This is a genomic window from Phyllobacterium sp. SB3, from assembly GCF_040009165.1.
Lineage (GTDB): Bacteria > Pseudomonadota > Alphaproteobacteria > Rhizobiales > Rhizobiaceae > Phyllobacterium.
This window is the reverse complement of sequence record NZ_JBDYKI010000010.1, coordinates 48,951-75,464: the sequence shown is the minus strand read 5'-3', so window position 1 is coordinate 75,464 and position 26,514 is coordinate 48,951. Positions and strand designations below refer to the sequence as shown.

The following is a 26,514-nucleotide window of genomic DNA, read 5'->3' as shown; positions in this document are numbered from 1 at the left end:
GCCAAATGGCCAACCAAGCAAAAAAACTGCAAGTCGATGTTGTCGCGCGCATTGATAAGCTCGAGAAGGCAATGGCGAAGAGCGCTGGCGTCGTAGATAAGCAGTCCGGCAAGATGGAAAAACGGCTTAAAAAATTCAGTGACACTGGTAACGGATACCTCGCAAACCTCGGCAAGGGGCTAGTCGCTGGAATCGCAGCCGGTGGTATCGCGGGGATTGTATCGAAGTTTGGTGATGTTGCTAAATCTGTTGCCGACATTGGCCGTGCAGCGAAACAAGCTGGCATTGATACTAGGTCATTCCAGGAGCTGAAGTATGTAGCCGAGCAAAACCGCGTCGGTGTAGATTCCCTTACGGACGGAATCAAGGAATTGAACCTCCGAGCGGATGAGTTCATAACAACCGGCAAGGGCAGTGCTGCCGAAGCATTCGGGCGTTTGGGCTATGGCGCCTCGGATCTGAAAAAGAAACTTCAGGACCCATCCGCGCTATTTACCGAGATAATCGGCAAGCTGGGGCAGTTGGATAAGGCCGCCCAGATTCGTATTGCCGATGAAATCTTCGGCGGCACTGGAGGCGAGAAGTTCGTTCAGCTTATTAGTCAGGGTGAAGCTGGAATCCGCGCAACCATTGCTGAAGCGCATAAGCTTGGCACCGTGATGACGGACGAAGTTATCAAGTCCGCCGAAGAGCTTGACCGCAAGTTTAACGCCATAACAACCTCGGTGGGTACGGGCCTGAAAATGGCAATCGTTGGTGCTGCCACGGAACTGCAGAAGTTCATCAATACCTTCCAAGGGTTCTTCGCAGAGTATGACAAGCGCAAGAATGCGGCTGAAGTAGGCGCTGCAATGGGCAGCCTGGCGGGCAAGCCGTTGGAGCGGATTGGTGCTAACACGACGCCCAAGACCAATAGGCTAACTCCAGCACCTGCAGCGTTGCCGTCGCAGGAGAAATTGTCGGCAGACTATCTCTCGAAGTACCGCGCAGAGTTGGCTCTGACAAATCAGCAGCGGAGCATTGCAGCCGAGTCCGAGAGGATATTGAGTGATGCTGCGTCAAGGGGGCTAAAAGTAACCAAGGAGCAGGCCGACGCTCTTGCCCGTGAAAAGGTGGCCCGCGACGAAGGCGAAGCATCAGCGAAGAAGCAGGGGGCGGCCCGTGAAAAAGCCGCCACACAAGCCGCCCGCGAAGCTGAACAAGTGCGCCAGTTGATTTCTGATTTGGAGTTTGAGCGCTCCTTGATCGGTAAAACTGCCGTCGAAAAGGAAAAGCTCAATGCCATCCGTGATGCCGGTGCGGCTGCATCCGATACGGAAAAGGCAAAGATCGGTGCATTGACCGAGGCGATTTACAACGAAAATAAAGCGCTCCAGGACAGCAAAGATAAATGGGAAGATATCAATAACACCGCCCGCGATGTGACTGGCGGTATTGTTTCGGGCCTTCTGGACGGTGCCAGCGCTGCCGATGTGTTTTCGGAAGCTTTGAAAAAGATCAGCGATACATTGCTGGACGATGTTCTAGATTCAATCTTCAAGGTGAATCAAGCCGGTGGATCTGGCGGCGGCCTGCTTGGATCTATCTTCGGAGCATTGGGCGGTGGCGGTTTCAAGGTAACGCCTGGTGCGGGATTGTTCTCCGAGGGCGGCTACACAGGCGCAGGCGGAAAGAATACTCCTGCAGGCGTCGTCCACAAGGGTGAATACGTCATACCCAAGTCGATGGTGGATAAGATGGGCGTAAAGGGTGTCGAGGCTCGCCTAGGCGGTTATGCCAACGGTGGCCTAGTTGGCACGCCCGATCTGTCCAAGCCTATGGTGCCGCCAAGGATGCCGACTTTGAATAAGGCGTCCAATGCTGGTGGAGGTGGTGTGGTGGTAAACTTCAATCCAGTAATCGATAACCGGGGTGCGTCAGCTGAGGCGGTGGCGCGTACTGAGCAAAGTCTCGCACGGCTGAAGGCTGAACTGCCTGCGCGTGTCGTAATGGCGGTACGAGACGCGAACAAACGCAATGTGAAGCTTTAATCAGATGTCTGATGGAATGTTAGTTTCGGCGGCAAGTCTGTCATCGCATAGTGCACAAACTGATCGCCCAGAGCTGTCAATTCATAAAGTTCTCTTTCATCAAAAGCCGAAACCATCTGTCTACTGGTTTGACCTGGTTGGCTGCGCTGTGGCGCCTTTTTAATGTAATTGCCGTACCCATCGGTCTGTCGAGGCTGTCTGATGATGCCGCCTGTATTGAGATCCCTTATCAACAGCTTGAACAAATCTGCATCAGCGGAGTCCTCCCTAACTCGATCTTTACCAAGTGAGCTCCATATTTGACCTCTCGTGAGGCCTCCACCGTTGTACACTTTGCCTATCACGGCAAAATGTAGTTCTGAGTAGGCTTTAATCCATTCTAGGAACAGTCGAATTACATCGTCGTTGCAGAGTTTTATGGATGCGGCATTCGCGAGAAGGTTTCTAAGAAGAATGCGTTTTTCTTCGCTTTCTGCGCCTGCCCAATCTCGGAAGGACTTCTTTAGCAGAGACTGGTAAGCTGGACTCTCGACGCGAGCAGCAGTCTCCTCATCGCTCATGTCTACGCGTGACATGATCTCTAATATGGTTTGTTCTTTTTCTTTGGCTTCATCGCTTAGCATTTCTAACCAGTGCTTGATGAAAGCATTGATGCGGTCTTGTTCTTTTTCCGACCATGCAGCAGCGGCAGCTGCCAACAGGCCGCCTGCGAAGGGAATTGCACCGCTGACTATGTTTAGGGCGTGTCGACCAGCTTTTGCGGCCTTTGAACCTTCAGGAAATTCGCCAGCTTCAATCTCAGTTGCCATACTGGCCCATCCTCATCATACCACAAAGATGCCTGGCGAACGCGGCTTGTAAGGCATTAATTCAGCGGGATGAAAGGTATCTTTCCTCTTATCTACACCGGACATCCAAGTACAGATTGCTTGGCCGAGATCATCCATACCAATGTAGATCATCTTAGTATTGCCTGCCTTATGTTGGACCTCTTGGCCAATCTCAAACGGCGAATCAGTCATGACATAAACCTCCAGTTGAGCAGTGTGGGGAAGCGTGACACAAGTTAGAGTACTTGACTATCAATCTTTGGATTACCAGCTTCTGATGTCCATTCTTGTGGGAGGGCTACTGATACCCAGTCTACTCTCTTCAGGAATTTTTTTCCAAGCCGACTGTGCCGACAGCAGGGTCGCGTGCCAATGCCTTATCAACTCACCCATATCTTCTTTAGAAGGCCAAGAATCTAAACTTATGTTTGCCTTCTCATCGTAACGTCTACCAGGCTCAATCTGGTCGTTAATATCGAAACGCCAGCCTACGAATGAAGGGAAGTTGCTAGGATAAAAAGCTTCGCGGACCTGGTTTATTGTCTTTACCATATCGCGCACTTTATCTTCAGCTGTGTTTAAAGCGCGGAGAGCCGCTTGATACTGTGCAATCTCGTCACTCATTTTGATTCCTTCCCGTTATTTTAGACACGCTGCCATGACTACAGGAGGAACACAATTGGAATGTTACAAATCGTAACTTCTCGTGATGGAGATTAATATAAGTCGACTGATATTTTTAATCATCGTTTAAAAAAATACTGACGCCCGGACCTTCAGCAGTGTCGCCATCCTTTAGGAATTTAACGCCTGCGGATTCGAGGGCGGTGCGGATGGCTGTCAGGTTGTTGGTAATGGGCTGGCGCTTTCCGGTCTCAAAATCTCGTATTGTTGAAATGCTGACCTTAGATGCCTCGGCAAGTTGTGGCTGTGACCAATTGATAAGTGCTCTTGCAGCGCGAGATTGTGCGGGGGTTAACGTCATTGCTTAGCCTAATATCACTAATATCACTTTATCACTATCAGTAATGATTATCGTTCTTTCAGGCAATGTCATATTTTTATGTTGACATTAGATTTCAATCGCGCAATATGGCGACATACACATTTTAATATGATAGAAGGAGATCGCCGAAATGACTAACACAGCAATTAACATTCACCCCCTGCCGCAAGCCTCACCCACCCCATGCATTGTCGGATCGCTTGCCAAGCAGGCTAGCAATCTGATCTCGGCATACAATGCAGCGGACGAGGGAAACGATAGTTTTAAAGACGCCGTTATGGAAAATGCGGCGAAGAGCTTGGGGGCAATGGAAGCCACTGCAAATTCGCTGGTTGCATCATGCCCAGAAGGAGCAATGTTCCAACTGTGTTCGCTGCTGTGTCACTCAGTCGTGCTACCTGGACTGATCGACTCCGACCTCGAAGCTAGGGGGTGGGAGTGGATGGATCGCTTGGAAAAGGGATTGAACGGCCTGCTCGCCTTCATGGAGCAACACTTCGAGATCGACCGCACCGATTTCAATTTTGAATATTACGCTCCTCGCGTACTGTCAGATCGCTTGCTACCACAGGTGCAGTCATGACCGACCTGCTAAAACATGAAGGCCAGCGTTCCAGACTGCATGCCATCGCTGCCGATGGTTCTGGATATCCGGATGATGTGATGGACAGCCTCATGGGCACGATCTATCAACTCGAAGACATCATCGTTGATACACCCGCAAACTCGATGGCTGACATCATCGCAAAGCTTCGCCTTGCAATGTCATACGCGGTTGATGATGACGGCTTGCGTACCGGCTCTGTGGAATTCCTGCATAGTATTGCTGATGACTGGCAGCGGGTTCTCCTTCAGGACTTCGCGATGAGCATGACTGAAGCGCGAGCTTCGGAGGCTGGCCCCAATTAGAGTCGGGGTAGCCGCAAGAATTGCCCCGCTGGCGCAATCGGATAGCGCACCGGTTTTCTACCCTGGAGGTTCCAAGTTCAAATCTTGGGCGGGGCTCCATTGCTTGACGCGACTTTAACCTGGCATACATTCGATTTGACACCTTGGCCGGAGTCACTTTCCATGTAGTTGACATCTGGACGCGAGTCCCGAGTCAGTAGCAATCATACCAAAGAAACAGACCAACCAACCGCGCCCGCGGAATGATGCTGCGCGCTTATAAGGAGGAGGGGAACAATGCAACCAGCAAATGACAACATTGGACCAGACGTACCAATCCGACTCAGCGACATCATCACGATGACTTTCCCCTATGGAGGAATGTCGGTGAGCGGACTTCGCAAAGAGGCAGGGAAGGGGCGGTTGACAATTATGCGGATCGCGGGAAAGGACTTCACCACGCTATCTGCTGTTGAGGAGATGAAACTGAAATGCCGCGTGCCCGTAAAGCTGCAAGGTTATGGCTCAGGCCAGCCAGCAAAGACCGAGAGGCAATCTACGTCATCCTCGACGGAGGGCGTCAGCATGGCACGGGCTGCGGCGAACATGCTCGTGGAGAGGCTGAGCAAAAGTTAGCCGAGTATCTCGCGAAGAAGTTTCTGGCCGCCCCTGCGTCGCGCAATAGAGCGGCTGCAGATGTTGAGGTGGCGGAAGTCATTGCGCATTATTTGGACATGAAGGGCGATACAGTACGCAATGCTAAGGATCTTGCCCGTCGCGCGAAGGCTCTGCTTGCATTCTGGGGTGACAAGACACTCGACGACATAACGACAAAAACATGCTCGGATTACACCAAGTCACGGTCGACACCTAATCAGGCGCGCCGTGAGCTTGAAGACCTGCGCGCAGCGTGCCGCATGGCTATCGCTGACAACGTTACGCGCCAATCTGTGACAGTGACGCTTCCACCAAAGCCGAAGGGCCGTGTGAGGCATCTGGAGCGTGATGCAATCGCCAAGCTGATTTGGGCTGCATATCGCAAACGGGAGATACAGAAGGGCGTTCCTACCAAGAAGCGTCCTACCTTGCACGTTGCGCGATTCCTCATTGCAGCCGTCTATACTGGCAGCCGATCCGCCCGTGTTTGGCAAGCATCCTTCAAAAAAGAGAAAGGCAAGCCCTTTATCGATCTGGAGGAGGGCGTGTTCTATCGTGCCGCTACAGACGAAGTTGTGGCATCTAATAAGCAGGCTCCTCCTATACGCCTTCCAGACAGATTGCTGACGCACCTGCGTCGATGGCATAAAATGGGCGCTCAGTACGTAGTTGAATTTCAGGGCCGTCCTGCTGACCCTAAGCGGGCCTTTAGGAACCTTGCAAACGATGTGCTAGGTGACGACGCTATCGGCGTTGTGCGGCACACTTTGCGGCATACCTCAGCAACATGGCTGATGCAGGCCGGCGTGGATATGTGGCAGGCTGCTGGCTATCTTGGGATGACCAAAGAGACGCTGGAAAAGACTTACGGACATCATCACCCAGACCATCAGAGTGGTGTCGGAAATGCTTTCACAAGTGGCAAGGCAGGGCGTCGAAAATGACGTATCATTGCCGTAATCGTTGCCGTGAAATTTCATGAGGGTTCTAAACCCCCCGTTCTATCTGGTCGGAGTGAGAGGATTCGAACCTCCGACCCCGTCGTCCCGAACGACGTGCGCTACCAGGCTGCGCTACACTCCGTAACCAGTGAGGGCGGTTTATAACTCCCGATTTAGACAGCTGCAAGCCGTTTAAGAAGCACTTTTTTAATTATAGAAGCGCGAAACTGGCGGCTTATGAATAAGTAAGACTTTAGTTCTGGGATCGTTAGGATAAGTCTTGTATTCATTGAACAAGAAGTTCTGAAATGCTGGCGTTACGGGGAATAAATGACAACCGATAAAGCAACGATCATCAGCTTCGTCATGAGCGGCGGTGTCGGCTCAAGGCTTTGGCCATTGTCGCGCGAGGACTTTCCCAAGCAATTTCATAATTTGTCGGGGCAGGGCTCCATGCTGCTGCGTACGATCAAGCGCATGGCAGCACGCAGCGAAACAGCAGTTCCTGTCTATCTGTTGGCTTCCGAGCGCCATTCAGATCGCATCAATCAGGATTTAGCTGGGATCGATCTTGCGGGCGGGCGTCCTATCCTTGAGCCTATGGGGCGTAACACCGCTTCAGCCGTGGTGCTGGCAACCGAAGTCACGCTGCGTGAACATGGCGACGAACTGGTGCTTGTCGTGCCATCCGATCACGAAATTACAACCGACCGCGATTTCTGGAATACTGTCGAAGCTGGTGTAGAGGCAGCCAAGGCAGGGCGCATTGTCGTGTTCGGTATCAAGCCGGATCGTCCGGAAACAGGGTTTGGCTACATTGAGGTAGGTCCCGAGGCGGCGCAAACGCGTGATGTCGTGCGGTTTGTTGAAAAGCCGAACGAAGAGACCGCAACGAAATATCTGGCATCGGGAAACTTCCTCTGGAATGCCGGTATTTTCCTTTTCCGCGCCAGTGTCATGCGCGATGCTTTCAGGAAGCATGCGGCGGAGATTTGGGACAAGGCCGTTGCGGCGCTGGATGAAGCGAGCACCAATATCTCCGGCACCTATCTGCCGCATGATCTTTATGCCGCCGTACCTTCCATATCCGTCGACTACGCCATCATGGAACATGCGAAGGATATCGCGCTGGTGCCAGCCAGATTTCGCTGGAACGATCTGGGCTCCTGGCAGTCTCTGCTGGAAGTAGGGTCGGTTGACGGTAATGGCAATGTGCTCGTTGGCGATGTCGTCGCCATTGATTGCGAACACAGTTATCTGCGCAGTGAAGGGCGTCTGCTTTCGGCTGTCGGCTTGCGCGACACGGCAGTTGTTGCGACGGCGGACGCTACATTTGTGGCGCCTGTCAATGAGAGTCAAAATGTCAGGAAAATTGTCGAACAGCTTGAAAAGACTGGCAGACTTGAAACCAAGTTTACGCCTTCTCAGGATCGCCTTCCGCAGGTGGGCGCCTATGGAAACCGCGTGCGGCACTGGCTTTTCGATGAGACTCTACCGCTCTGGTCGACGGTCGGCGTCGACACGCGGTATGGCGGTTTTCATGAAGCCATGTCGTTCGACGCCATCCCCATCAACAAGACCAAGCGTATGCGCACCATGGCGCGGCAGATATATGCCTTTGCCGTCGCCAAGGAAATGGGCTGGGATGGTCCCGCGCAGGACCTTATCGAACATGGACTGAGCTTCATCACCAAGGGCCGCACGGATCGCGGCGGATGGGTCAAGACTTTTAATCCGGACGGCAGCGTTCTGGATGCCTCGGAAGACACCTATGATCAATCCTTTGTGCTGCTGGCGCTCGCCCATGCGCACAAGGCAGGGCACCCGCAGGCACTGACGCTAGCGACGGAAACCTTTGCGTTCATTGATGAGTATCTTGCGGATTCACGCATGACTGGTTTCCTTGAAATGCCGGATGACAAAGGCTTGCGGCGTTCCAACCCACATATGCATCTGCTGGAAGCATTTTTGGCCTGGTATAATGCAACGGGCAATCGTGATTATCTGCAAAGGGCAGCGCGTATCGTCGATCTCTTCCGGCATCATATGTTCGATGCGGAAACTTGGACGCTTGGCGAGTATTTCAGCAATGATTGGGATCGCGCGCCGGGTGAACAGGGCGAATGGACAGAGCCGGGCCATCACTTCGAGTGGGCGCATCTTCTGTCGGCATTTGCCGCATCGTCAGGGCAGAAAGACGCAATCCGTTATGCCCGCAAACTCTATGCCTCAGCCATTGCCAATGGCCTGAACAGGTCCACAGAACTTGCCTATGGAGCCGTGTCACGGCATGGCCTCCCGCTTGATACCAATTCCCGCAGTTGGCCGCAGACCGAAGCAGTGAAAGCGGCTATCGCGCTTGACGGCAATGGTGGACCTGATTTGAAGCCTGAGGTCGAGGCACGTGTCGGGCGGTTGTTCCGCTGGCATATCGAGCCTGCGCCAAAGGGCCTATGGATTGATCTTATCGACCAGACAGGAAGGGCCAAAGCCGAAGAGGTTCCGGCTTCGATTTTCTATCATCTGGTCAGTGCCCTGACGCAGTATGTGGATTATGTGGGTAAGCGGCCGCAGTAGATGTTGCAAGATATTTGTGCGTGGTTCGACGAGGCTCACCATGAGGAAGGTTTGATTATTGCAAGAGCGCCAACCTTCCTCATGGTGAGCCTCGTCGAACCACGCATGAGGGAGGTGCAAATTGACCCTCAGTAAGGGCTTTCCACATTGCCGGTCTCGACATAAACCGACTTGATCTGGCTATAATGATATAGAGCGGCCAGACCGTTTTCGCGGCCGACACCCGATTGTTTGAAGCCACCGAACGGCATTTCCACCGGCGCAAGATTGTAGGTATTGATCCAGCATGTCCCGGCCTTGAGCTGACTGATTACGCGATGCGCACGGGACAGGTCTTTGGTGAATACACCTGCCGAAAGCCCGAATTCTGAATCATTGGCGCGGGCAACGACTTCTTCCTCGTCGGCAAAATCCAGCACGGCCATGACGGGCCCGAATATTTCCTCTCGGGCGATGACCATATTGTCGGTGACATTGGTGAAGATCGTGGGTTCTACGAAGCAGCCGCCTTCAAAACCCTGCATCTGCGGCACACCGCCACCGAAATGCAGCGTTGCGCCTTCAGCCTTGCCCTTCTCGATGTAGGATACGACCTTATCGCGCTGTGCAGCATTAACCAGCGGACCAAGATGAATTTCCAGATCAAGCGGATCACCAAGGCGGATGGCTTTCGTACGGGTCGTCAGCCGATCAAGAAATTGATCCCTGATGCCGCTTTGCACGAAGACGCGGGTTCCGTTGGAGCAGACCTGTCCGGTCGAATAGAAATTACCCAGAAGCGCGCCGCCAACAGCGTTTTCCACATCGGCATCGTCGAAGATGATCAGGGGGGATTTGCCGCCGAGTTCCATCGTCGCGTGTTTCATGTGCGAACCAGCCTGCGCGAGGACGCGCTTGCCGGTAGGTACGGAGCCGGTGAGCGAAACTTTGGCGACCAGCGGATGGTCAACGAGTTGCGATCCGACATCGCCAAAGCCTTGAACAACATTAAATAGTCCGTCTGGCAAACCAGCTTCCTTGTAAACCTCGGCGAGCGCCAAAGCAGAAAGCGGTGTGTTCTCGGAAGGCTTGAAAATCATCGCATTGCCAGCAGCCAAAGCCGGAGCGGATTTCCACCCTGCGCCCTGAATGGGATAATTCCATGCACCAATGCCGACGCACACGCCCAGTGCTTCGCGGCGTGTGTAGGCGTAGGAACCGCCAAGTTCGATCATCTCGCCATTGAAACCGGCAATGATCCCGCCATAGAACTCCAGCGCATCCGCCGCCGATGCAGGGTCGGCGACGAGGGTTTCCTGAATTGCCTTGCCGGTATCCAGCGTTTCTAGGTGAGCGATTTCTGCATTGCGTTCCCGCAGGATGTCGGCGGCGCGCCGGAGAATGCGGCCACGCTCCACAGGTTTCAGCGCAGCCCAAGCGGGTTGTGCAGCGGCAGCCGCTTGTACTGCCTGCTCGATCAGCGCAGGCGTGGCGCCGAACAGCCTGGCGATGATTTCGCCGGTGGCTGGATAGATCACGTCGAGCGGCTTGCCAGCCTTGTCTTCAACAAAGCGGCCATTGATGAAATGCGATGCCTTTGGCTGCGCGCGCATGATGTTCTCCTTGAATTATATAATTAGCATAAGCGTTATGCGTGGTTCGACAAGCTCACCATGAGGAGGGTGAGCGATTGCAGCACGCTAACTTTCCTCATGGTGAGCTTGTCGAACCACGCATAATGACATTGCAGGATCATCGATCACTCACTTCCCAGCGTGGATTGATCCAAGGCTCCTGATTGGAACGAGGCAGTGGATCGCGACCGAGAATGTGATCCGAAGCCTTCTCACCAGTCATGATCGAAGGTCCGTTGAGATTGCCATTGGTAACACGCGGGAAAATTGAGGAGTCCGCAACGCGAAGACCTTCAACGCCAATCACTCGGCACTGCGGATCAACAACTGCCATCGGGTCGCTTGCCGCGCCCATCTTGCAGGTGCCGCAGGGATGGAAAGCGCTTTCTGCATGTTCACGCAGGAAGTCGTCAATCTCGTCATCTGACTGCACATGAGCCCCGGGAGAAATCTCCCGGCCGCGATATGGGGTCAACGCAGCCTGTCCGAAGATTTCGCGCGTCAGCCGAACAGCGTGGCGGAAATCGGTCCAGTCGTCCGGATGTGACATGTAATTGAACAGTATCTTCGGCTTCTCGAATGGATCAGACGAGCGCAGCGTAACGTTGCCGCGTGATTTGGAACGCATGGGGCCAACATGCGCCTGAAAGCCATGCCCCTTGGAGGCCGCCTTGCCATCATAGCGGATTGCGGCAGGCAGGAAGTGATACTGGATATCAGGATAATCGACGCCCGGCTTGGATCGCACGAAAGCAGCAGATTCAAAATGGTTGGTCGCACCATCACCGGTCTTGAAGAACAGCCATTGCGCGCCGATCAAGCCCTTGGAGAACAGCCCCAGCTTGGAGTTCAGCGTTATCGGCTTCAGGCTTTCCTGCTGGATATAGACTTCCATGTGGTCTTGCAGGTTCTGGCCCACACCCGGCCGGTCTGCAACAACACCAATGCCGTGTTCTTTCAGGTGGGCTGCGGGACCGATGCCGGAGAGCATAAGCAGCTTTGGCGAATTGATCGATGAGGCTGCAATGATCACCTCGCGCCGCGCACGAATGGTTTCAACCTTGCCGCGCCGTGTGATCTCAACCCCAACCGCACGTTGATTCTCGATGATCACCCGCCGGGCAAAGCCATTGACGAGATTCACATTTCTGCGTTTCAGGGCTGGGCGCAGATAGGCATTGGCTGCGGACCAGCGGCGACCATTATGGATGGTCTGCTCCATTGGTCCAAAGCCTTCCTGCTTGGAACCATTATAGTCCTCGGTAACTTCAAACCCTGCTTCCTGCCCGGCTTTGACGAAGGCGTGAAACAGGGGATTGTCGCGTCGCCCGCGCTGGACATGCAGCGGGCCATCCGTGCCGCGCCATCCGGCTTCGCCGCCGTGCGAATGTTCCATGCGTTTGAAATAGGGCAGTACATCCGCATAGGACCAGCCAGCCGCGCCACTCTCCGCCCAATGGTCAAAATCGTGGGCGTGACCACGCACATAGACCATGCCGTTGATCGATGATGACCCGCCGATGACCTTGCCGCGCGGCGTGACAAGCGTGCGTCCGCCAAGGTGCGGCTCAGGCTCGGAGGTAAAGCCCCAATCATAGGTGCTCATATTCATTGGAAAGGAGAGGGCCGCCGGCATCTGGATGAACGGTCCTATATCGGTTCCGCCAAACTCGATGACGATCACCGAATATTTCCCGTCTTCGGACAGGCGATACGCCATTGCCGAACCTGCGGAACCCGAACCGACTATGACGAAATCTGCTTCCACGATTCTCTCACTCGCCGCGCGGATAGCGGGCGTTCTCTTCCAGAACGTTCAAATCCATATGATTGCGCATGTAGCGCTCTGATGCCTTTTGCAGCGGTTGGTAATCCCATGGGTAATAGGAGCCGTTGCGCAGTGCCTCGTAGACGACCCAGCGACGTGCCTGACTTTCCCGTACAGCCGCATCGAAGGCTTCGATGTTCCAGCGCTTACGTACTTTGGCGGTGAACTCACTCACCAGTTCGGCAAAGGCGGCATCGCCCGCAAGGTTGGTCAGCTCATTGGGATCTGATTCAAGATCAAACAGTTGTGGCGGGTCGATCTCGCAATGCACGAACTTGTATTTGCCGGTACGTATGCAGACGAGAGGCGCGTGTGAGCCCTCCGCAGCATATTCCATCAGCACAGGTCCGTTGCGATCATTACCGCTGAACAGCGGTGTCAAATCCTCGCCATCGGTCCATGGAAGAATCTCAGCGATGTCGATTCCAGCGAGAGCGCCAAGCGTCGGATTGATGTCTAGTGTCGATACAGGTTGGCTGATCAGTTGCGGCTTGATGCCCTTGCCCGCGATCATCAATGGCACGCGTGCAGAACCCTCGAAAAAGTTCATCTTGAACCACAGCCCGCGCTCGCCCAGCATGTCACCATGGTCGGAAGTGAAAACGATAATCGTATCATCCAGCATGCGGGTTGTTTTGAGGGTTTCGAGAAGTTCCCCCACCTTGTCATCGACATAGGTAATATTGGCCAGATAACCCTGACGTGCACGGCGAATCTGCTCAGGCGTGATGTCGAAAGCTTCATGATCGCAAGCGTGCAGCAAACGTTGCGAGTGCGGATCCTGATCATCAAACGGGATCGCTGTAACCGAAGGGTTCAGCGCCGGTGAATTCTCGTACAGGTCCCAATATTTGCGCCGAGCGACGTAGGGGTCATGCGGATGAGTAAACGAGACGGTCAGACACCAAGGTCTCCGGGCGCTGTCATCAGACTCGCGCGATAGCTGGTACAGCTTCTGCCGCGCGTGAAACGCAACCTCGTCATCATATTCCATCTGGTTGGTAATTTCGGCAACGCCCGCGCCAGTGACCGAACCAAGATTGTGATACCACCAGTCGATACGCTCTCCGGGCTTGCGATAATCCGGCGTCCAGCCGAAGTCAGCCGGGTAGATGTCGGTCGTCAATCGCTCTTCAAGACCGTGCAATTGGTCTGGGCCCACAAAGTGCATCTTGCCGGAAAGGCCGGTGTAATAACCGGCACGACGCAGATGATGAGCATAGGTAGGGATGTCCGAAGCAAACTCGGCAGCATTGTCATAAACGCGGGTGCGCGATGGCAATTGGCCCGACATCAGCGAGGCACGGGCAGGAGCGCAAAGCGGTGAAGCGGTGTAGGTATTGGCAAAGCGCGCAGACCTTGCAGCCAAGGCTTTCAGGTGCGGCGCATGGATGAAATCGGCGGGACCGTCCGGAAACAATGTTCCGTTTAGTTGATCAACCATGATGATGAGAATGTTGGGCTTCATGCGGATGCTCTTGGATGTTCGGCAGACTTGGCTGCGGCAAGTTTGGTGGTCACGTAATCTTCCACGAGGGCGATAGCGTTTGCTGCCTCAGGCGCGCCACTGCGTAGCGCGTGGCGGATATAGAGGCCATCAATCATCGCGCCGGTGCCTTCGGCGATCTGGAGGGCGGTCTGCCGGTCAGTGAGTTGCTGCAAGGCATAGGCAAGGTTTGAATGCATACGCCTTGCATAGATCCGCAAAAGGCGCCGAGTTTCATCTGACTGCTGTGCATGCACATAGAATGTTAGCCAAGCCGCAATTGTCTGCGGTGCGAATTGTGCTGCGGAAAAGTTGACCGCAATAACTGCTGCGATACGTGCGGCGGGTGTATGTGCGCTATGAAGTGCACCAAGGAGATCCTGCCCAAGCTCATTCAGCAAATGCCGCATGGTTGCGAGGATCAACTGCTCCTTGCCGCCGAAATAGTGATGCGCCAAAGCGGCGGATACACCGGCTTCCTGCGCAATTTGCGCAACAGTTACATCCAGTGAGCCGCGTTCGCCGATAGTGCGTATAGCTGCATCAATCAGCGCGCGCTTGCGCAGTGGCTCCATTCCAACTTTTGGCATGAGAATGTCCTTCTTCAACGGCAAGATTATTATTGATTGACTGATCAATCAATAATAAAATTATGCGAGATTTACGTATTTATACGGCGTTTACCTTGATGGGGTGCGGGTCCATGGTTACTTCAAAAGAACAGGACATTTTGTGGAGGAATAAAATGACAGCCTGCATCGTTGGATGGTCGCATTTGCCTTTTGGCAAGCTCGAAGGCGAAACAGTGGAAACGCTGATCGTCAAAGCTGCGCTGGGCGCGCTGGATCACGCCGGTATCGGTCCGGAAGACGTCGATGAAATCGTACTTGGCCATTTCAATGCGGGTTTTTCGCCGCAGGATTTCACGGCAAGTCTTGTGCTGCAGGCCAGCGATGCTTTTCGCTTCAAGCCTGCTACGCGCGTTGAAAACGCCTGCGCGACCGGTTCTGCTGCCGTCCATCAGGGTATCAAGACAATTCGCGCCGGTGCAGCCAAGGTCGTGCTCGTCGTGGGCGTTGAAAAGATGACTTCAACGCCCGGACCCGAGATTGGCAAGAACCTGTTGAAGGCCTCCTATCTGCCAGAGGAAGGCGACATTCCTGCGGGGTTCGCTGGGGTCTTCGGGCAGATTGCGGCGGCTTATTTCCAGAAATATGGTGACCAGTCGGACGCGCTTGCCAGCATCGCGGCCAAGAACCACAAGAATGGTGTCAACAATCCATATGCGCAGATGCGCAAGGATCTCGGCTATGATTTCTGCCGTCAGGAAAGCGAAAAGAATCCTTTTGTCGCTGGTCCGTTGAAGCGTACTGACTGCTCGCTGGTATCCGATGGCGCTGCTGCTTTGGTGCTGACAGATACGCAGACGGCATTGAAGATGCGCCGCGCCGTGGCATTCCGTGCGGCTGCTCACGTGCAGGATTTCCTCCCAATCTCCAAGCGCGACATATTGCAGTTCGAAGGCTGCGCTGAAGGCTGGAAGCAAGCTCTCAGTCAGGCAGGTGTGACGATTGATGATTTGTCGTTCGTTGAAACCCATGATTGCTTCACCATTGCCGAACTGATTGAGTATGAGGCCATGGGACTGGCGAAGCCGGGGCAGGGTGCCAAGGTTGCGCTGGAAGGCCAGACGGCGATGGGCGGACGGCTGCCGGTTAATCCATCAGGCGGCTTGAAAGCCAAGGGCCATCCGATTGGCGCCAGCGGTGTCTCGATGCACGTGCTTTCATCAATGCAGCTGACGGGCGAGGCAGGTGGCATTCAGGTGCCGGATGCCAAGCTCGCTGGTATTTTCAATATGGGCGGTGCGGCGGTTGCCAACTATGTTTCGGTGCTTGAGCGTATCAAGTAGTTTTATAGCCGACCCAGCCCTTGAACGTCAGTCCGGCATAGAACAGCTCTATATCTGAGAACCCTGCTTCGCGAAGCAGGGTCTCATCCTGTTCCGGCGAAAGCACAGGCAATCGTTCTTTCATCGCCTTGATGTTGTTTTGAGCATCTGGCACGCCGGACATTGCTCCAAAAGCAGCATAGCGCGTCAGCCATCTGTCCAGTTCCGCATCAGTGTTAGGGAAGCTGTGATGCGCGGTGACAAATGGAGCCCCCGGTTTCAGCCTGCTTTGCACTTCATGCAGCGTTTGTAGTCGCTCCTGTTTCGGCAGGAAATGAAGCGTCAAAAGGCAGACCGCAGCGTCAAATGGGCCCTCGGATGCGCTGTCGATGTAGCCTTCATGAAACGCCACGCGGGACGCCTGTGCGCCGAGGTTGATCTTGGCGAGCTGCAGCATCTCAGCTGAAGGATCTACGCCATCAAAGTGCCAGCCCGGCTGCATCTCTGAGAGTACCTTGAGTTCCATTCCACCACCAGCACCAAGGACCAAAACCCTCGCATTGACGGGAGCGCTCTCTGCCAGAAGCAGCCCGGTCATTTGATGGAGATGATGAAGCCCCGGCACGAGCTGTTCGGTTCGTGCTGCATATCCTGACACAATTTCGGGATTGGAAAAGGACGACATCTCGTTCTCCATCTCATTCGAGGCTCAAAGAGCCAATTCATTTCATGTAACTATATAAGTTACAATAGGGAGCCGCTTCAAGATGTGCCACGTTTTACGGTGAAGAAAATTGGATTGGCGGTGAAGCTATGACAGGTGGCTAGAAGCCAATCCTACCGAATCCCGGAACTTTAAGTCCCGGATTCAAAACATCCAGACCTGCGACCAAGCCCATGAATTGAATCTCGAATCCGCTACGAACGCCTGCCGAAATTCCGGCATATCCAAAGAGGTTAGCGTGGAAGTTCTTCCAGTCATCATCGATTGCAAAGAACTTTCCTTCCGTCGGGAAATCTCGCCCCACGGCATTGGATGGCAACACAATTCCGATCTCCGGAACAGCCCGCAGGACATGGGCAACGAAGCTGTTTGAGTTGGGGCCGGGCCAGATGACATAGTTGCCGCGATTGGCATAAGGATAGCTTGCGATGACCGATTCGATGCGCGGTATCAGCGAGGCTGCCTGCTGGCCGTGAATCTCGTGGATGATGGCGGGTCGGTTGGAATACCAGTTTCCATCTGCATCATAGGCATTCTTGCGCACGGGATTGCCCCAGCCAACCACATCGTAACGATCATAGCTGGTTGCACCCGGACGCTTCAGCACCAGCCATGTATGCAAGGAGAGAGCGCCCTTCAGGCCGCCTGTCCGCGCCGCCATGACATATATCGCCGCGTCGTTTGCGGCAGGTTTCGCAAGCAGTACACCACTTGAACTCCAATCCGCATCACGCCAGTTTGAAGCGCGGGTCTGGGTCATCCACCATCCGGTCGCCAGCATAGCGGGTGCCAGAAAAAGCACGAAGATGGAAAGTGCAAGGCGGCGTGTGAATTTGAGCAAGCAGTTTTCTCCATTGGAAAGGCAGACGGAGCACTCTATAACGGCATAAATTCGGGCCGATTTCAGCCCTATTGATGGGAAAATTTAGGTATCATGAGCAATCCGGTTCTGGTGGAAGTTTTTCGGGGCGAAACGGCAGAGAGCCGTCATCGGGGTTCAGTCGTTGTCACGGACGGCGATGGCAAAGTTGTCTTCTCGCTCGGCGATATTGATCGACCGACATTTCCCCGCTCGACCATAAAAGCCATTCAGGCATTGCCACTTGTGGAAAGCGGCGCTGCGGACGCTTATGGCTTCGGCAATGAGGAACTTGCCATGGCCTGCGCTTCTCACTCCGGCGAACAGTTGCATGTGGCAAAGGCCAGTGAAATGCTTGGCCGTGCCGGATTGGATGCCGCGGCTCTCGAATGCGGGTCGCACTGGCCATTTGAACAATCCGTGTTGATTGACCTCGCCAAGAGTGGGCAGGCACCGACGCCGTTACATAATAATTGCTCCGGCAAGCATGCGGGCTTTCTGTGCACCTGCCAGCATCTCGGCATTGAAACACGCGGCTATTCTGCTCTGGGTTCACCCGAACAGGACATGGTGCGTGATGCGATGCAAAGCGTAACCGGTGCAGCTCATACGCTGGATCAGTGCGGGACAGATGGCTGCTCCATCCCGACATATGCCATTCCCTTACGCAGTCTGGCGCATGGTTTTGCCCGTATGGCGACTGGAACAGGGCTTGAACCGCAGCGAGCCCACGCGGCAAGAAGGCTCCTCGATGCCGCTATGGCTGCTCCATTCTATGTTGCCGGTACTGGTCGTGCCTGCACAAAGCTTATGGAAATGGCACCGGGACGTATATTCGTCAAAACAGGTGCGGAAGGTGTTTTTGTCGGAGCGTTGCCCGAGCTTGGCCTGGGCATTGCCGTCAAGTGCGACGATGGTACGACAAGGGCGTCGGAGGCAATGATTGCGAGCGTTCTTGCACGCATCTATCGCAATGAAGACGAACTGGAGTCGAGGCTTGATCGTTTTGCCGATCGGGAAATGCGCAACTGGAATGGTATCACCTTTGGCGTGGTCAGCCCTACAGAAGCACTGACCGATGCAATGATCAACTGATCCTGTTTCCGTCAATTGTCAGGTTGGGATGCTTTGCTGCGCTTGCTACGAGGTCTTTTTCGGTAATTTCGAGCCAGCTATGGCCGACGATTCCACCACGCTTTGCACCCTGAATTACATTGTCGGTGACGATGGCTGAACCCACTCCCTTTACGACACTCACGGCGATGCCTTCGCCTGAACTGCGGATGATATTGCCGCTGGCAACCAGATTGCGCATATAGGGTCCCCATCCCAATTGAATGCCATATTGCGGTGCATTCTCGATGAGATTCCCGATGATCGAGACATCTGCCTCGACACTGATACCAATGCCGAAATTAGCCGGGGTGCCCGGGCCGGGTACATAGGGTCCTTTGGTGGAAAGGTTACGCACGATATTGCCACTGCATGTGCCGATGCGTCCGCCACTGTCGAAATTGACCATGGATATGCCATTGGTGCCGCCATCCACGAGATTATTGGCGATAACGGCACCTTCAAAAGCAAACTCGGCGTAGATTGCAGTCTCACCACTGCCCGTGCAGTTATTGCCGGTAATTTGCAGGCTTTTGGCTGTGTTGGCCCGGATTGCGGAAAACGCGCATCCATTGATGATATTGTTCGCAACGATCACATTGTCTGCGCGAAAAACATTGATGCCATTGCCGTTCTGGCCTGTTCCGCCGGCATTGGCGCTTATTTTAGATACACGATTGCCAGTCACTAACGTCGCATCGCGGCTTTGCTCGTATCGATGCACGATGATGCCGCCATTCCCGCAACTGACAATTTGATTGCCGGTGATCTGCATACCAATTGCATCAGCGCTGAAAATAGCAACATCGGCTGCACCTGAAATACGACAGTTTTCAATTCGTCCGCCGCACTTGAAGAGATCGAGAGCATTCTTGTCGGCATTAACAATCTGGCAATCGTCCAGCACCAGATGATCGACATTGCTGATCTCAATCAAACCTCTGGCTTGTTTGCTCAGAGGGCGTTTGTCACCGTCCAATACGAGGCCAGTTAGCTGGATATGACCTTCATGGCCGTTGATAAGACTTTTGCTGCCGCCGAACTTCAAACGTGTTTTTCCGGCTACACCGAAGAGGTTTACATAGGAAGGAAATTGGAGATCCGAGACGATATATGTTCCTGACGGCAAGAATATCTGCTCGCCTTTAACCGCTGCCTGTTTGAGTAGCTCATTGAACTTGGCGGATTGGTCTTCCTTTGACGCCTGCTTCAAGCCGAAATCTACGGCATTGATAGCGCCAGCGGCCGCAATTGCACGTGACGAATGGGGAAGGAGCGCAGCCCCTGCAATTCCGGCAAGACTTCCAAGAACATAGCGTCTGTTGATCATTTGAAAGCCCATAACGGTGGGAGACAACATTGCGAGCTATTTCTTCGCACTTGCTGCGACACGCCGCAATCCCTACCTTAGCTGTATGAGCAGAGCTTTTACCAAGGAAGATGACAGTAATTCATCAATCGATCTGGGCGAGCGCCCGATCAGCCCGCATCGCAATCTGGTGACGGATGAGGGGCTTGCAATGATTGATGCGGAACTTGCTGCCGCCCATGCCGAACTGGCCAAGGGAAACGCCAATGCTGACCGCAACGTGATTGCCCGTGCTTCCCGTGATCTGCGTTATTGGTCGGCGCGCCGGGAAACGGCCGAGTTATCGCATCCCGATCCGGACAGCGATGTCGTGCGGTTCGGCATGGTTGTTACTATTGCCGATGAGGATGACAAAAAGCAGGTTTGGAAGATTGTCGGCGAGGACGAAGCAGACGCCAGCCACGGCAAGATTTCGCATGTTTCCCCCATCGCTAACCTGATGTTCGGCAAGTCTGTCGGCGACAGTTTTGTTTTGAATGGCCGCGAGTGGGAGATTGTTGGGATGGAAGTGGCGCGCACGTAGCCAGCGCTGTCAGGGCTGTATTGGTTCAATTGCTTTCTTAAGTTGAAATCCGTCTTCCATCTCAACTAATTCCAACGCGTCACCCGTAGTTAAATTATGCCAGGCAACAATCTCTGTTGGAAAGATGAAACCCACTTCATCTTCAAGTTCCAATAAGGTGACAATATGCATAATTAGGCCTTAGTCTTAAAAGCAGACTACAGCTACAATTTCGCAGACAGTCAAGCTAGCTGGCCTCATCAATTCGTCTAAAGCCAGCCCTTTTTCTTGAAGATCAGCAGGGGGATGACGGCTGACGCGACCATGACACCAAGAGCCATGGGATAGCCCCATACCTTGTCGAGTTCAGGCATGAAATGGAAGTTCATACCGTAGATCGAGGCTACCAGCGTCGGAGGCATAAACGCTACTGCCGCGACGGAGAAAATCTTGATGATGGCGTTTTGCTCGATGGAGATGAGGCCAACCACCGTATCGAGCAGGAACGTAATCTTGTTGGAAAGAAAATCGACATAGGTGCTCAGCGATTGCGTGTCGCGTTCAAGTGATTTGATCCAGGCGCGGGTTTCTTTCTTGTAGGTGTTCTGGTCGGTAATTGCGGTCATATAGACCAGAAGGCGGCTGACACCCGCAATGCTTTCACGAATTTTGGAAAGAAACGCGCCTTGGCCGCCAATGCGGGTCAGGCTGTCGCGAAAGTTCTTGGTGGTCATAGGCCGGTCTTTTTCAGAGCGGCGGAAAATCGCGAATGAATTGTGATCGATATCGCCCGCAACGCCTTCGAGAATATCGGCGATGCGGTCGGTCACGGCTTCGATGATCCCAAGCAGAATGGTTACACCGCTGCATTTGGTATTGATCAGGCCATTACCGGCCTTGGTGACGCGGCTGACATAGAGCGCGAAAGCTTTCGGCTCGCTGTAGCGAACCGTCACCAGCAGATGGCCAGTCAATATGAACGTGATTGGGGCAATGCCGTGATGTTTGTTTTCGGTGGAATGGAGGATGGATGCCGTCAAATATTGTGAACCATTATCAGCGTAGAACCTGCTCGATTCCTCGATCTCAACCATGTCTTCCTTGGTCGGGATCGATGCATTGGTCCAGCTTTCTGTATGCACATCCTCTTCATGGGTAGGATTCAACAGATCAATCCACACGGCATTGTCCGGCGCGGGATCGCCCGCCTGAGCGACATGAGGGACGAGGCGATCGCCATCAAGCGTATAAATCGTAATCATTTCAAAGCGAATCCAACAGCGTATCGATCAGTTTCTCTGCAGCTTCGCCAATAACCGTTCCCGGAGGAAAGATCGCAGCGGCTCCAGCCTGCAGAACGGCCTCGTAGTCCTGCGGTGGTATGACACCGCCGACAATGACCAATATGTCCTCGCGGTTACGCCTTTTCAATGCTTCCTTGAGTTCCGGCACCAGCGTTAGATGACCAGCTGCAAGAGAAGATACGCCGACAATGTGGACATTGCTTTCCGACGAAAGCTCGGCCACCTCTTCAGGCGTCTGGAACATCGCTCCGACGATCACTTCAAAGCCGAGATCGCCAAAGGCTGTGGCAATGACCTTCTGGCCGCGGTCATGACCATCCTGACCCATTTTAGCGACAAGAATACGGGGTTTTTCACCGGTTCGCTTCTCATATGCTGCACATTTGGCATGCACACGATCAATGACTTCGCTCTTGCCCACTTCTTTCCGGTACACACCGGAGATCGTATGAATGGTGGCGACATGACGGCCATAGGCCTTTTCCAGCGCCAGCGAGATTTCGCCGACTGTCGCCCTTGCACGAGCGGCTTTGACGGCAAAATCGAGCAGGTTTCCGGTGCCGGATTTGGCGGCGGAGGTCAGCACGGAAAGAGCCGTATCAACGGCTGCAACGTCACGTGTGCCCTTCAATTGCTGTAGCTTGGAAAGCTGGCGGGCGCGCACTTCGGCATTGTCGACTTTGAGTACGTCCACCAGCGTGTCTTCTGTCGGGCGATATGAATTAACGCCGATTACAGGCTGCTGACCGCTATCAATCCGGGCCTGCGTACGGGCAGCGGCTGCCTCGATCCGCATTTTTGGAATGCCCTGCTCGATAGCCTTGGCCATGCCACCCAGCGTTTCAATCTCTTCAATATGCGACAGTGCCCGCCGTGCCAGATCATAGGTGAGGCGCTCGACATAGGCAGAACCGCCCCAAGGATCGATGATCCGCGTTGTTCCGGACTCTTTTTGCAGGATCAGCTGCGTATTACGCGCAATACGCGCGGAGTGATCTGTCGGCAGCGCCAATGCTTCATCGAAGGAGTTGGTGTGCAAGGATTGAGTGTGTCCCTGCGTTGAAGCCATCGCCTCAATCATCGTACGCATAATGTTGTTATGCGGGTCCTGCGCCGTCAGGGACCAGCCGGACGTTTGCGAGTGGGTACGCAGTGAAAGCGAGCGCTCATCCTTGGGATTGAAGTTCTTCTTCATCAAGACAGCCCAGAGCAGGCGTGCAGCGCGCAGCTTGGCCACTTCCATGAAGAAGTTCATGCCAATCGCCCAGAAGAACGAAAGTCTTGGCGCAAATGTATCGATGTCCTGACCTGCCGCTACGCCAGCACGGGCATATTCAATGCCGTCGGCGATGGTATAGGCAAGCTCGAGATCTGCCGTCGCTCCAGCCTCCTGCATGTGATAGCCGGAAATCGAAATGGAGTTGAATTTCGGCATGTTTTCAGAGGTATAGGAGAAAATGTCCGAAATGATCCGCATTGATGGCTGCGGCGGATAGATATAGGTGTTGCGCACCATGAACTCTTTCAGAATATCGTTCTGAATGGTTCCGGCAAGCTTGTTTTGCGGCACGCCCTGTTCTTCCGCAGCCACGATATAGAGCGCAAGAATGGGCAGCACCGCACCGTTCATCGTCATTGAAACGGTCATCTCGCCGAGCGGAATACCATCGAATAATTGCTGCATGTCGAGAATGGAATCGATTGCAACGCCGGCCATGCCAACATCACCCGCTACACGGGGATGATCGCTGTCGTAGCCGCGATGGGTGGCAAGATCGAAGGCCACGGAAAGGCCCTTCTGACCACCCTTCAAGTTGCGACGATAAAAGGCATTGGACTCTTCCGCGGTGGAGAAACCTGCATACTGCCGGATCGTCCATGGCTGCTGCACATACATGGTCGGGTAGGGGCCTCGAATGAACGGGGCAGCGCCGGGAAATGTGTCCAGATGCGGTTGGCCACGCAGGGATGTGTCACTGTAGGAACGCTTGACCTTTATGCCTTCCGGCGTTTTCCAGACCGTTGCATCTGGCTTAGCGCCGGAACTTTTTGGCTCTTGCCACTCGACTTTGGTGAAATCAGGAATTCTCATTGATTCAAGCCTGCAATGTTTCGTCGATGCGCGGGAAAGTCAGCGGTTCGCAATGAACCACGCCGTCCGTGGGCAAAGGCATATGCGGAGCATCCAATATTGTGACGGGGCGCTCGGTGGCTGCCGGAAAAACCGTCGTACCGATGATGGCACGCTTGCCCGATTTAAACTCTTCAGCGCGGGCTTGACGGGCGTTGATGATGCGCGCCTGAATCTTTCCATCAACAAGGCTTTGGAGAATTCCGCCATCACGTTCAAGGGTTTGAAATTCCTTCCATGCAGCTTCGCACATCGCTTCTGTGAGGCTTTCAACCGCGCCCGAACCGCAAGCTGGATCAGCCACAAAAGCAAGGTTGCTTTCATCCGCCAGTACAAGCTGGGTGTTGCGGGCAAGGCGGCGTGCCGAAGCATCCGGCAGCCCGTGGGCAATCGTATGCGGCAGGATGGAGATCGTATCTGCGCCGCCTATAGCAGCAGCGAAGGATGCAATGGTCGTGCGTAGAATATTGGTTTCCGGATCAAGTTTCGTCATCATCCGCATGGAGGTTTCCGCGTGGATCATAGCGGCGGACGGCTTGATACTGCAGGCCTCCTGCAGACGCGCCCAAAGGCGGCGCAGAGCACGTATTTTTGCGATGGAAACGAATTGATCCTGATCGACTGACAGTGCAAAACCGATATGCGGCGCGGCGTAGTGGATGGGCTGGCGCGCCTCTTCGAACAACCGGAAATGTCCGGCAGCAATGGAGAGCACGGCTCCCAGTTCCTGCGCCTCGGTGGCCCCGGCATTGTGATAAACCCGGCCATCGGCTTCCAGTACAATGCCGGGCAAGTCATCTGAAAAGAATCCGGCAAGTGATTGAGGCAGCGAAGCTTTCAACGCTGCGATACTCATGCGCAAACGCCCGGTGCCGGCAAGAGTTGCCGCCGGATCAATGCCCAGCGAGAAACTCAATGTCTTCGGATTGACATCGCGTGGTCGCATGTAATCGACGAACCAGTCGGCGCAGGCGCGGCTCTTGGGATGAACGTCCATGCGCAGATGGATCATGTCGAGATAGACACCGCGAAGCACCTGATCGACAGCCTCACGGGTTGACGGAATGCCATAGCCGAAAGCGTTCGGCGCTCCCTCGAAAACCAGTGCGATTCCCGTTGCACCATTCTCAAGATCTTCAAGCAATTGCCTGTTGGCCCGCACGGGATCGGGATCGTCAATTCGCTGCACGATATGCCACGGCTGCGATGAATTCTTGCGCGGTGTCAGTTGCGCCTTGCGAGCGCGGTCATACAAAGGATTGATGGCAATATTGTCATCCGTATGGGAAATCAGGGTTTGATCGAAATCTGCGCCTTTCAAGGCTTTTTGCGCAAGCTGGACCCATTTCTCATGGGTTGTCCCGGCAAATTCAGTTTCCTTGAGCAGTGACGCGTCCATGCTTTCTCCCGGCAGTCCTATTCTTTGGCCGCGACTTTATGTGGAACCATGCTGCTTCGCAACAAAGCAAAGTGCCGCTGGCGTGATTAGCGATTGTTCAGGCAGTCCAGTTGATCGAGAGCATTGGGCATTGTAAAATTTCCTTTAAAAATCTTCATGGATTTGTCATGACAAAGATTATAAAGTGTATTGAAGTATTTCAAGCAAATGGTGGTAACTGTGAATTTGCAAATTCGCGATCCGAGAGCGCATGAGCTAGCGCGGCAGTTGGCCGAGAAGCGTAAAACGTCACTGACCGAAGCGGTGATTGAAGCGCTTCAAGCCGAATTGCAAAGAGAAAATCATCAAGTTCCCCTTTCCGCACGGCTTGCAGAAATTGCTGATCGCATGCAGGCGCTGGCCGGTTCAAAAGGCCGGGAAATGACCAAAGACGAAATTGACGCAATGTGGGGTCATAACTGATGTTCATCGACACATCAGTTATTGTTGCCATACTTTCAAAAGAAGAAGACGCGGATTTCTTCGCGCAAGCGATTGAATCTGCTAAAGTACGAACAACTTCAACACTGGTTTTTCTTGAAGCAGCAATGCGTTTGTCAACGAAGCTGAGTGCAGACCCAACAATTATTGCTGGATTGCTTCAGGACTTTTTTGATGAGGCTGAAATTACTATTGTGCCGATTGATGGCAGCATGGCAGTTGCAGCAGTTAAGGCTTTTTCGGAATACGGAAAAGGGAGAGGGCACCCGGCGCAACTTAATCTCGCCGACTGCCTTTCTTATGCCAGTGCTAAAGTCGCCGGGGTTCCGTTGCTTTACAAAGGAGCGGATTTTGCCCAGACGGACTTGACCTGATTAAACGAACTGGCTAAGGCCCGGGATCGAATTTACGACTTCATCGACAGGACCGCTACCAGCCTTTTCGCGAGCAAAAGCAATGGTTTCCTTGGAGATGCCACTGATTTCGCCCATGCCGAGGCCAATGCCCATAAGCTTTGAGCCAAGGCCCATAACGCCCGGCATAAGCCCGGAAAGCAGGCCGCCGCTACCCTTGGCTTCGGCAATGGCTTCTTCGCTGCCCGGAACGCCGGCGATCAACAGATCGACCTTATCAGCAGGCGCTTCCTTTTGCAGGAAAGCCAGAATGAGACCAACAGCCTTGCGGGCTGTCTCAGGGTCAGTACCGACATTGGCGGTGATGCGAGCGATAAGTTCATCCATAAGTGCAATCTCCCAACTGGCTTGAATTACGTTTACGTAATATGCGTGAACGTTCCATGACACAAGCCTTCGTTTTCATACAATCGATGTTTTTACATTTGACCGGCGTTTTCAACGTCACGCAACCAAAATACAATCACAGATAG

Annotated in this window: 26 protein-coding genes and 2 tRNA genes; 11 read left to right on the top strand and 17 right to left on the bottom strand. The window is 53.8% G+C overall.

Going from position 1 to position 26,514, the window contains the following annotated elements; translation table 11 throughout:
- Positions 1 to 5: 5 nt before the first annotated feature.
- A complete protein-coding gene (locus ABKW30_RS25845) occupies positions 6 to 2,030 on the top strand; it encodes a tail tape measure protein (RefSeq protein ID WP_348601822.1) in 2,025 nt (674 codons plus the stop codon).
- On the opposite strand, the gene ABKW30_RS25840 is transcribed toward ABKW30_RS25845, so the two are convergent.
- From ABKW30_RS25840 to ABKW30_RS25825, 4 genes are all read right to left on the bottom strand, one after another.
- Positions 2,027 to 2,839 (bottom strand): hypothetical protein, encoded by an 813-nt coding sequence (locus ABKW30_RS25840; RefSeq protein WP_348601821.1) that lies wholly within the window; start codon positions 2,837 to 2,839, stop codon positions 2,027 to 2,029. The two genes, ABKW30_RS25845 and ABKW30_RS25840, sit on opposite strands and share 4 nt — an antisense overlap.
- 15 nt (positions 2,840 to 2,854) lie before the next feature.
- A complete protein-coding gene (locus ABKW30_RS25835) occupies positions 2,855 to 3,052 on the bottom strand; it encodes a hypothetical protein (RefSeq protein WP_348601820.1) in 198 nt (65 codons plus the stop codon).
- Between the two features lie 72 nt (positions 3,053 to 3,124).
- Positions 3,125 to 3,484 (bottom strand): hypothetical protein, encoded by a 360-nt coding sequence (locus ABKW30_RS25830; protein WP_348601819.1) that lies wholly within the window; start codon positions 3,482 to 3,484, stop codon positions 3,125 to 3,127.
- A 115-nt stretch (positions 3,485 to 3,599) separates the two neighbouring features.
- The gene (locus ABKW30_RS25825; protein WP_348601818.1) at positions 3,600 to 3,845 is read right to left on the bottom strand and encodes a helix-turn-helix transcriptional regulator; all 246 of its coding nucleotides are present in this window, start codon (positions 3,843 to 3,845) and stop codon (positions 3,600 to 3,602) included.
- Between the two features lie 151 nt (positions 3,846 to 3,996).
- Here ABKW30_RS25825 and ABKW30_RS25820 point away from each other — a divergent pair, with 151 nt between their 5' ends.
- The 4 genes from ABKW30_RS25820 (at position 3,997) to ABKW30_RS25805 (ending at position 6,355) form a co-directional block, all read left to right on the top strand.
- Positions 3,997 to 4,449 (top strand): hypothetical protein, encoded by a 453-nt coding sequence (locus tag ABKW30_RS25820; protein ID WP_348601817.1) that lies wholly within the window; start codon positions 3,997 to 3,999, stop codon positions 4,447 to 4,449.
- Positions 4,446 to 4,775: a hypothetical protein gene (locus ABKW30_RS25815; protein ID WP_348601816.1), complete on the top strand. Its 330-nt coding sequence runs from the start codon at positions 4,446 to 4,448 to the stop codon at positions 4,773 to 4,775. Before ABKW30_RS25820 ends, ABKW30_RS25815 begins: the two co-directional genes overlap by 4 nt.
- Before the next feature lie 22 nt (positions 4,776 to 4,797).
- Positions 4,798 to 4,874, top strand: a tRNA-OTHER gene (locus tag ABKW30_RS25810).
- A 371-nt stretch (positions 4,875 to 5,245) separates the two neighbouring features.
- Entirely contained in the window at positions 5,246 to 6,355 is a 1,110-nt protein-coding gene (locus ABKW30_RS25805) for an integrase (RefSeq protein ID WP_348601815.1), read from the top strand.
- Positions 6,356 to 6,417: 62 nt separating this feature from the next.
- Here the strand turns inward: ABKW30_RS25805 and ABKW30_RS25800 are convergent.
- Positions 6,418 to 6,494 (bottom strand) — tRNA-Pro (locus ABKW30_RS25800).
- 188 nt (positions 6,495 to 6,682) lie between these two features.
- Between ABKW30_RS25800 and ABKW30_RS25795 the strand changes: the two genes are divergently transcribed.
- Positions 6,683 to 8,929 carry an AGE family epimerase/isomerase gene (locus ABKW30_RS25795; protein ID WP_348601814.1) on the top strand — a complete coding sequence of 749 codons (2,247 nt, stop codon included), beginning with the start codon at positions 6,683 to 6,685 and terminating at the stop codon, positions 8,927 to 8,929.
- A 128-nt stretch (positions 8,930 to 9,057) separates the two neighbouring features.
- Here the strand turns inward: ABKW30_RS25795 and betB are convergent, their stop codons facing one another.
- The 4 genes from betB to betI all read right to left on the bottom strand — a co-directional run bounded on the left by betB (position 9,058) and on the right by betI (position 14,446).
- Entirely contained in the window at positions 9,058 to 10,521 is a 1,464-nt protein-coding gene (gene betB / locus ABKW30_RS25790; RefSeq protein ID WP_348601813.1) for a betaine-aldehyde dehydrogenase, read from the bottom strand.
- 139 nt (positions 10,522 to 10,660) lie between these two features.
- Positions 10,661 to 12,310: a choline dehydrogenase gene (betA, locus tag ABKW30_RS25785; protein ID WP_348601812.1), complete on the bottom strand. Its 1,650-nt coding sequence runs from the start codon at positions 12,308 to 12,310 to the stop codon at positions 10,661 to 10,663.
- A gap of 7 nt (positions 12,311 to 12,317) precedes the next feature.
- A complete protein-coding gene (gene betC / locus ABKW30_RS25780; RefSeq protein WP_348601811.1) occupies positions 12,318 to 13,838 on the bottom strand; it encodes a choline-sulfatase in 1,521 nt (506 codons plus the stop codon).
- Positions 13,835 to 14,446: a transcriptional regulator BetI gene (gene betI / locus ABKW30_RS25775; RefSeq protein WP_348601810.1), complete on the bottom strand. Its 612-nt coding sequence runs from the start codon at positions 14,444 to 14,446 to the stop codon at positions 13,835 to 13,837. The genes betC and betI overlap by 4 nt, the downstream gene beginning before the upstream one ends.
- A 155-nt stretch (positions 14,447 to 14,601) precedes the next feature.
- Between betI and ABKW30_RS25770 the strand changes: the two genes are divergently transcribed.
- A complete protein-coding gene (locus ABKW30_RS25770) occupies positions 14,602 to 15,768 on the top strand; it encodes an acetyl-CoA acetyltransferase (protein ID WP_348601809.1) in 1,167 nt (388 codons plus the stop codon).
- Here the strand turns inward: ABKW30_RS25770 and ABKW30_RS25765 are convergent.
- Positions 15,761 to 16,432, bottom strand: coding sequence for a class I SAM-dependent methyltransferase (locus ABKW30_RS25765; RefSeq protein WP_348601808.1), 672 nt, complete (start codon positions 16,430 to 16,432; stop codon positions 15,761 to 15,763). The genes ABKW30_RS25770 and ABKW30_RS25765 overlap by 8 nt on opposite strands.
- Positions 16,433 to 16,571: 139 nt before the next feature.
- Complete coding sequence (locus ABKW30_RS25760; protein ID WP_348601807.1) at positions 16,572 to 17,312, bottom strand: DUF3750 domain-containing protein; 741 nt, start codon at positions 17,310 to 17,312, stop codon at positions 16,572 to 16,574.
- 90 nt (positions 17,313 to 17,402) lie between these two features.
- On the opposite strand from ABKW30_RS25760, the gene ABKW30_RS25755 reads away from it, so the two are divergent.
- A complete protein-coding gene (locus tag ABKW30_RS25755; RefSeq protein WP_348601925.1) occupies positions 17,403 to 18,425 on the top strand; it encodes an asparaginase in 1,023 nt (340 codons plus the stop codon).
- Here ABKW30_RS25755 and ABKW30_RS25750 read toward each other — a convergent pair.
- Positions 18,418 to 19,773 carry a TIGR03808 family TAT-translocated repetitive protein gene (locus ABKW30_RS25750; protein WP_348601806.1) on the bottom strand — a complete coding sequence of 452 codons (1,356 nt, stop codon included), beginning with the start codon at positions 19,771 to 19,773 and terminating at the stop codon, positions 18,418 to 18,420. The genes ABKW30_RS25755 and ABKW30_RS25750 overlap by 8 nt on opposite strands.
- An 85-nt stretch (positions 19,774 to 19,858) precedes the next feature.
- Between ABKW30_RS25750 and greA the strand changes: the two genes are divergently transcribed.
- Positions 19,859 to 20,335, top strand: a complete 477-nt coding sequence (greA, locus tag ABKW30_RS25745) for a transcription elongation factor GreA (RefSeq protein WP_348601924.1) — start codon at positions 19,859 to 19,861, stop codon at positions 20,333 to 20,335.
- Positions 20,336 to 20,344: 9 nt separating this feature from the next.
- Here greA and ABKW30_RS25740 read toward each other — a convergent pair whose 3' ends face one another.
- The 4 genes from ABKW30_RS25740 to ABKW30_RS25725 form a co-directional block, all read right to left on the bottom strand.
- A complete protein-coding gene (locus ABKW30_RS25740) occupies positions 20,345 to 20,506 on the bottom strand; it encodes a hypothetical protein (protein WP_348601805.1) in 162 nt (53 codons plus the stop codon).
- Positions 20,507 to 20,583: 77 nt separating this feature from the next.
- Positions 20,584 to 21,576: a magnesium/cobalt transporter CorA gene (gene corA / locus ABKW30_RS25735; protein ID WP_348601804.1), complete on the bottom strand. Its 993-nt coding sequence runs from the start codon at positions 21,574 to 21,576 to the stop codon at positions 20,584 to 20,586.
- A 1-nt stretch (position 21,577) separates the two neighbouring features.
- Positions 21,578 to 23,710: a methylmalonyl-CoA mutase gene (gene scpA / locus ABKW30_RS25730; protein ID WP_348601803.1), complete on the bottom strand. Its 2,133-nt coding sequence runs from the start codon at positions 23,708 to 23,710 to the stop codon at positions 21,578 to 21,580.
- Between the two features lie 4 nt (positions 23,711 to 23,714).
- The gene (locus ABKW30_RS25725; protein ID WP_348601802.1) at positions 23,715 to 25,148 is read right to left on the bottom strand and encodes a methylmalonyl-CoA mutase subunit beta; all 1,434 of its coding nucleotides are present in this window, start codon (positions 25,146 to 25,148) and stop codon (positions 23,715 to 23,717) included.
- Between the two features lie 189 nt (positions 25,149 to 25,337).
- Here ABKW30_RS25725 and ABKW30_RS25720 point away from each other — a divergent pair, with 189 nt between their 5' ends.
- Positions 25,338 to 25,610 (top strand): type II toxin-antitoxin system VapB family antitoxin, encoded by a 273-nt coding sequence (locus ABKW30_RS25720; protein ID WP_348601801.1) that lies wholly within the window; start codon positions 25,338 to 25,340, stop codon positions 25,608 to 25,610.
- Positions 25,610 to 26,002, top strand: coding sequence for a type II toxin-antitoxin system VapC family toxin (locus tag ABKW30_RS25715; protein WP_348601800.1), 393 nt, complete (start codon positions 25,610 to 25,612; stop codon positions 26,000 to 26,002). The genes ABKW30_RS25720 and ABKW30_RS25715 overlap by 1 nt, the downstream gene beginning before the upstream one ends.
- On the opposite strand, the gene ABKW30_RS25710 is transcribed toward ABKW30_RS25715, so the two are convergent.
- Positions 26,003 to 26,368, bottom strand: coding sequence for a DUF2267 domain-containing protein (locus ABKW30_RS25710; protein WP_115051976.1), 366 nt, complete (start codon positions 26,366 to 26,368; stop codon positions 26,003 to 26,005).
- Positions 26,369 to 26,514 lie beyond the last annotated feature (146 nt).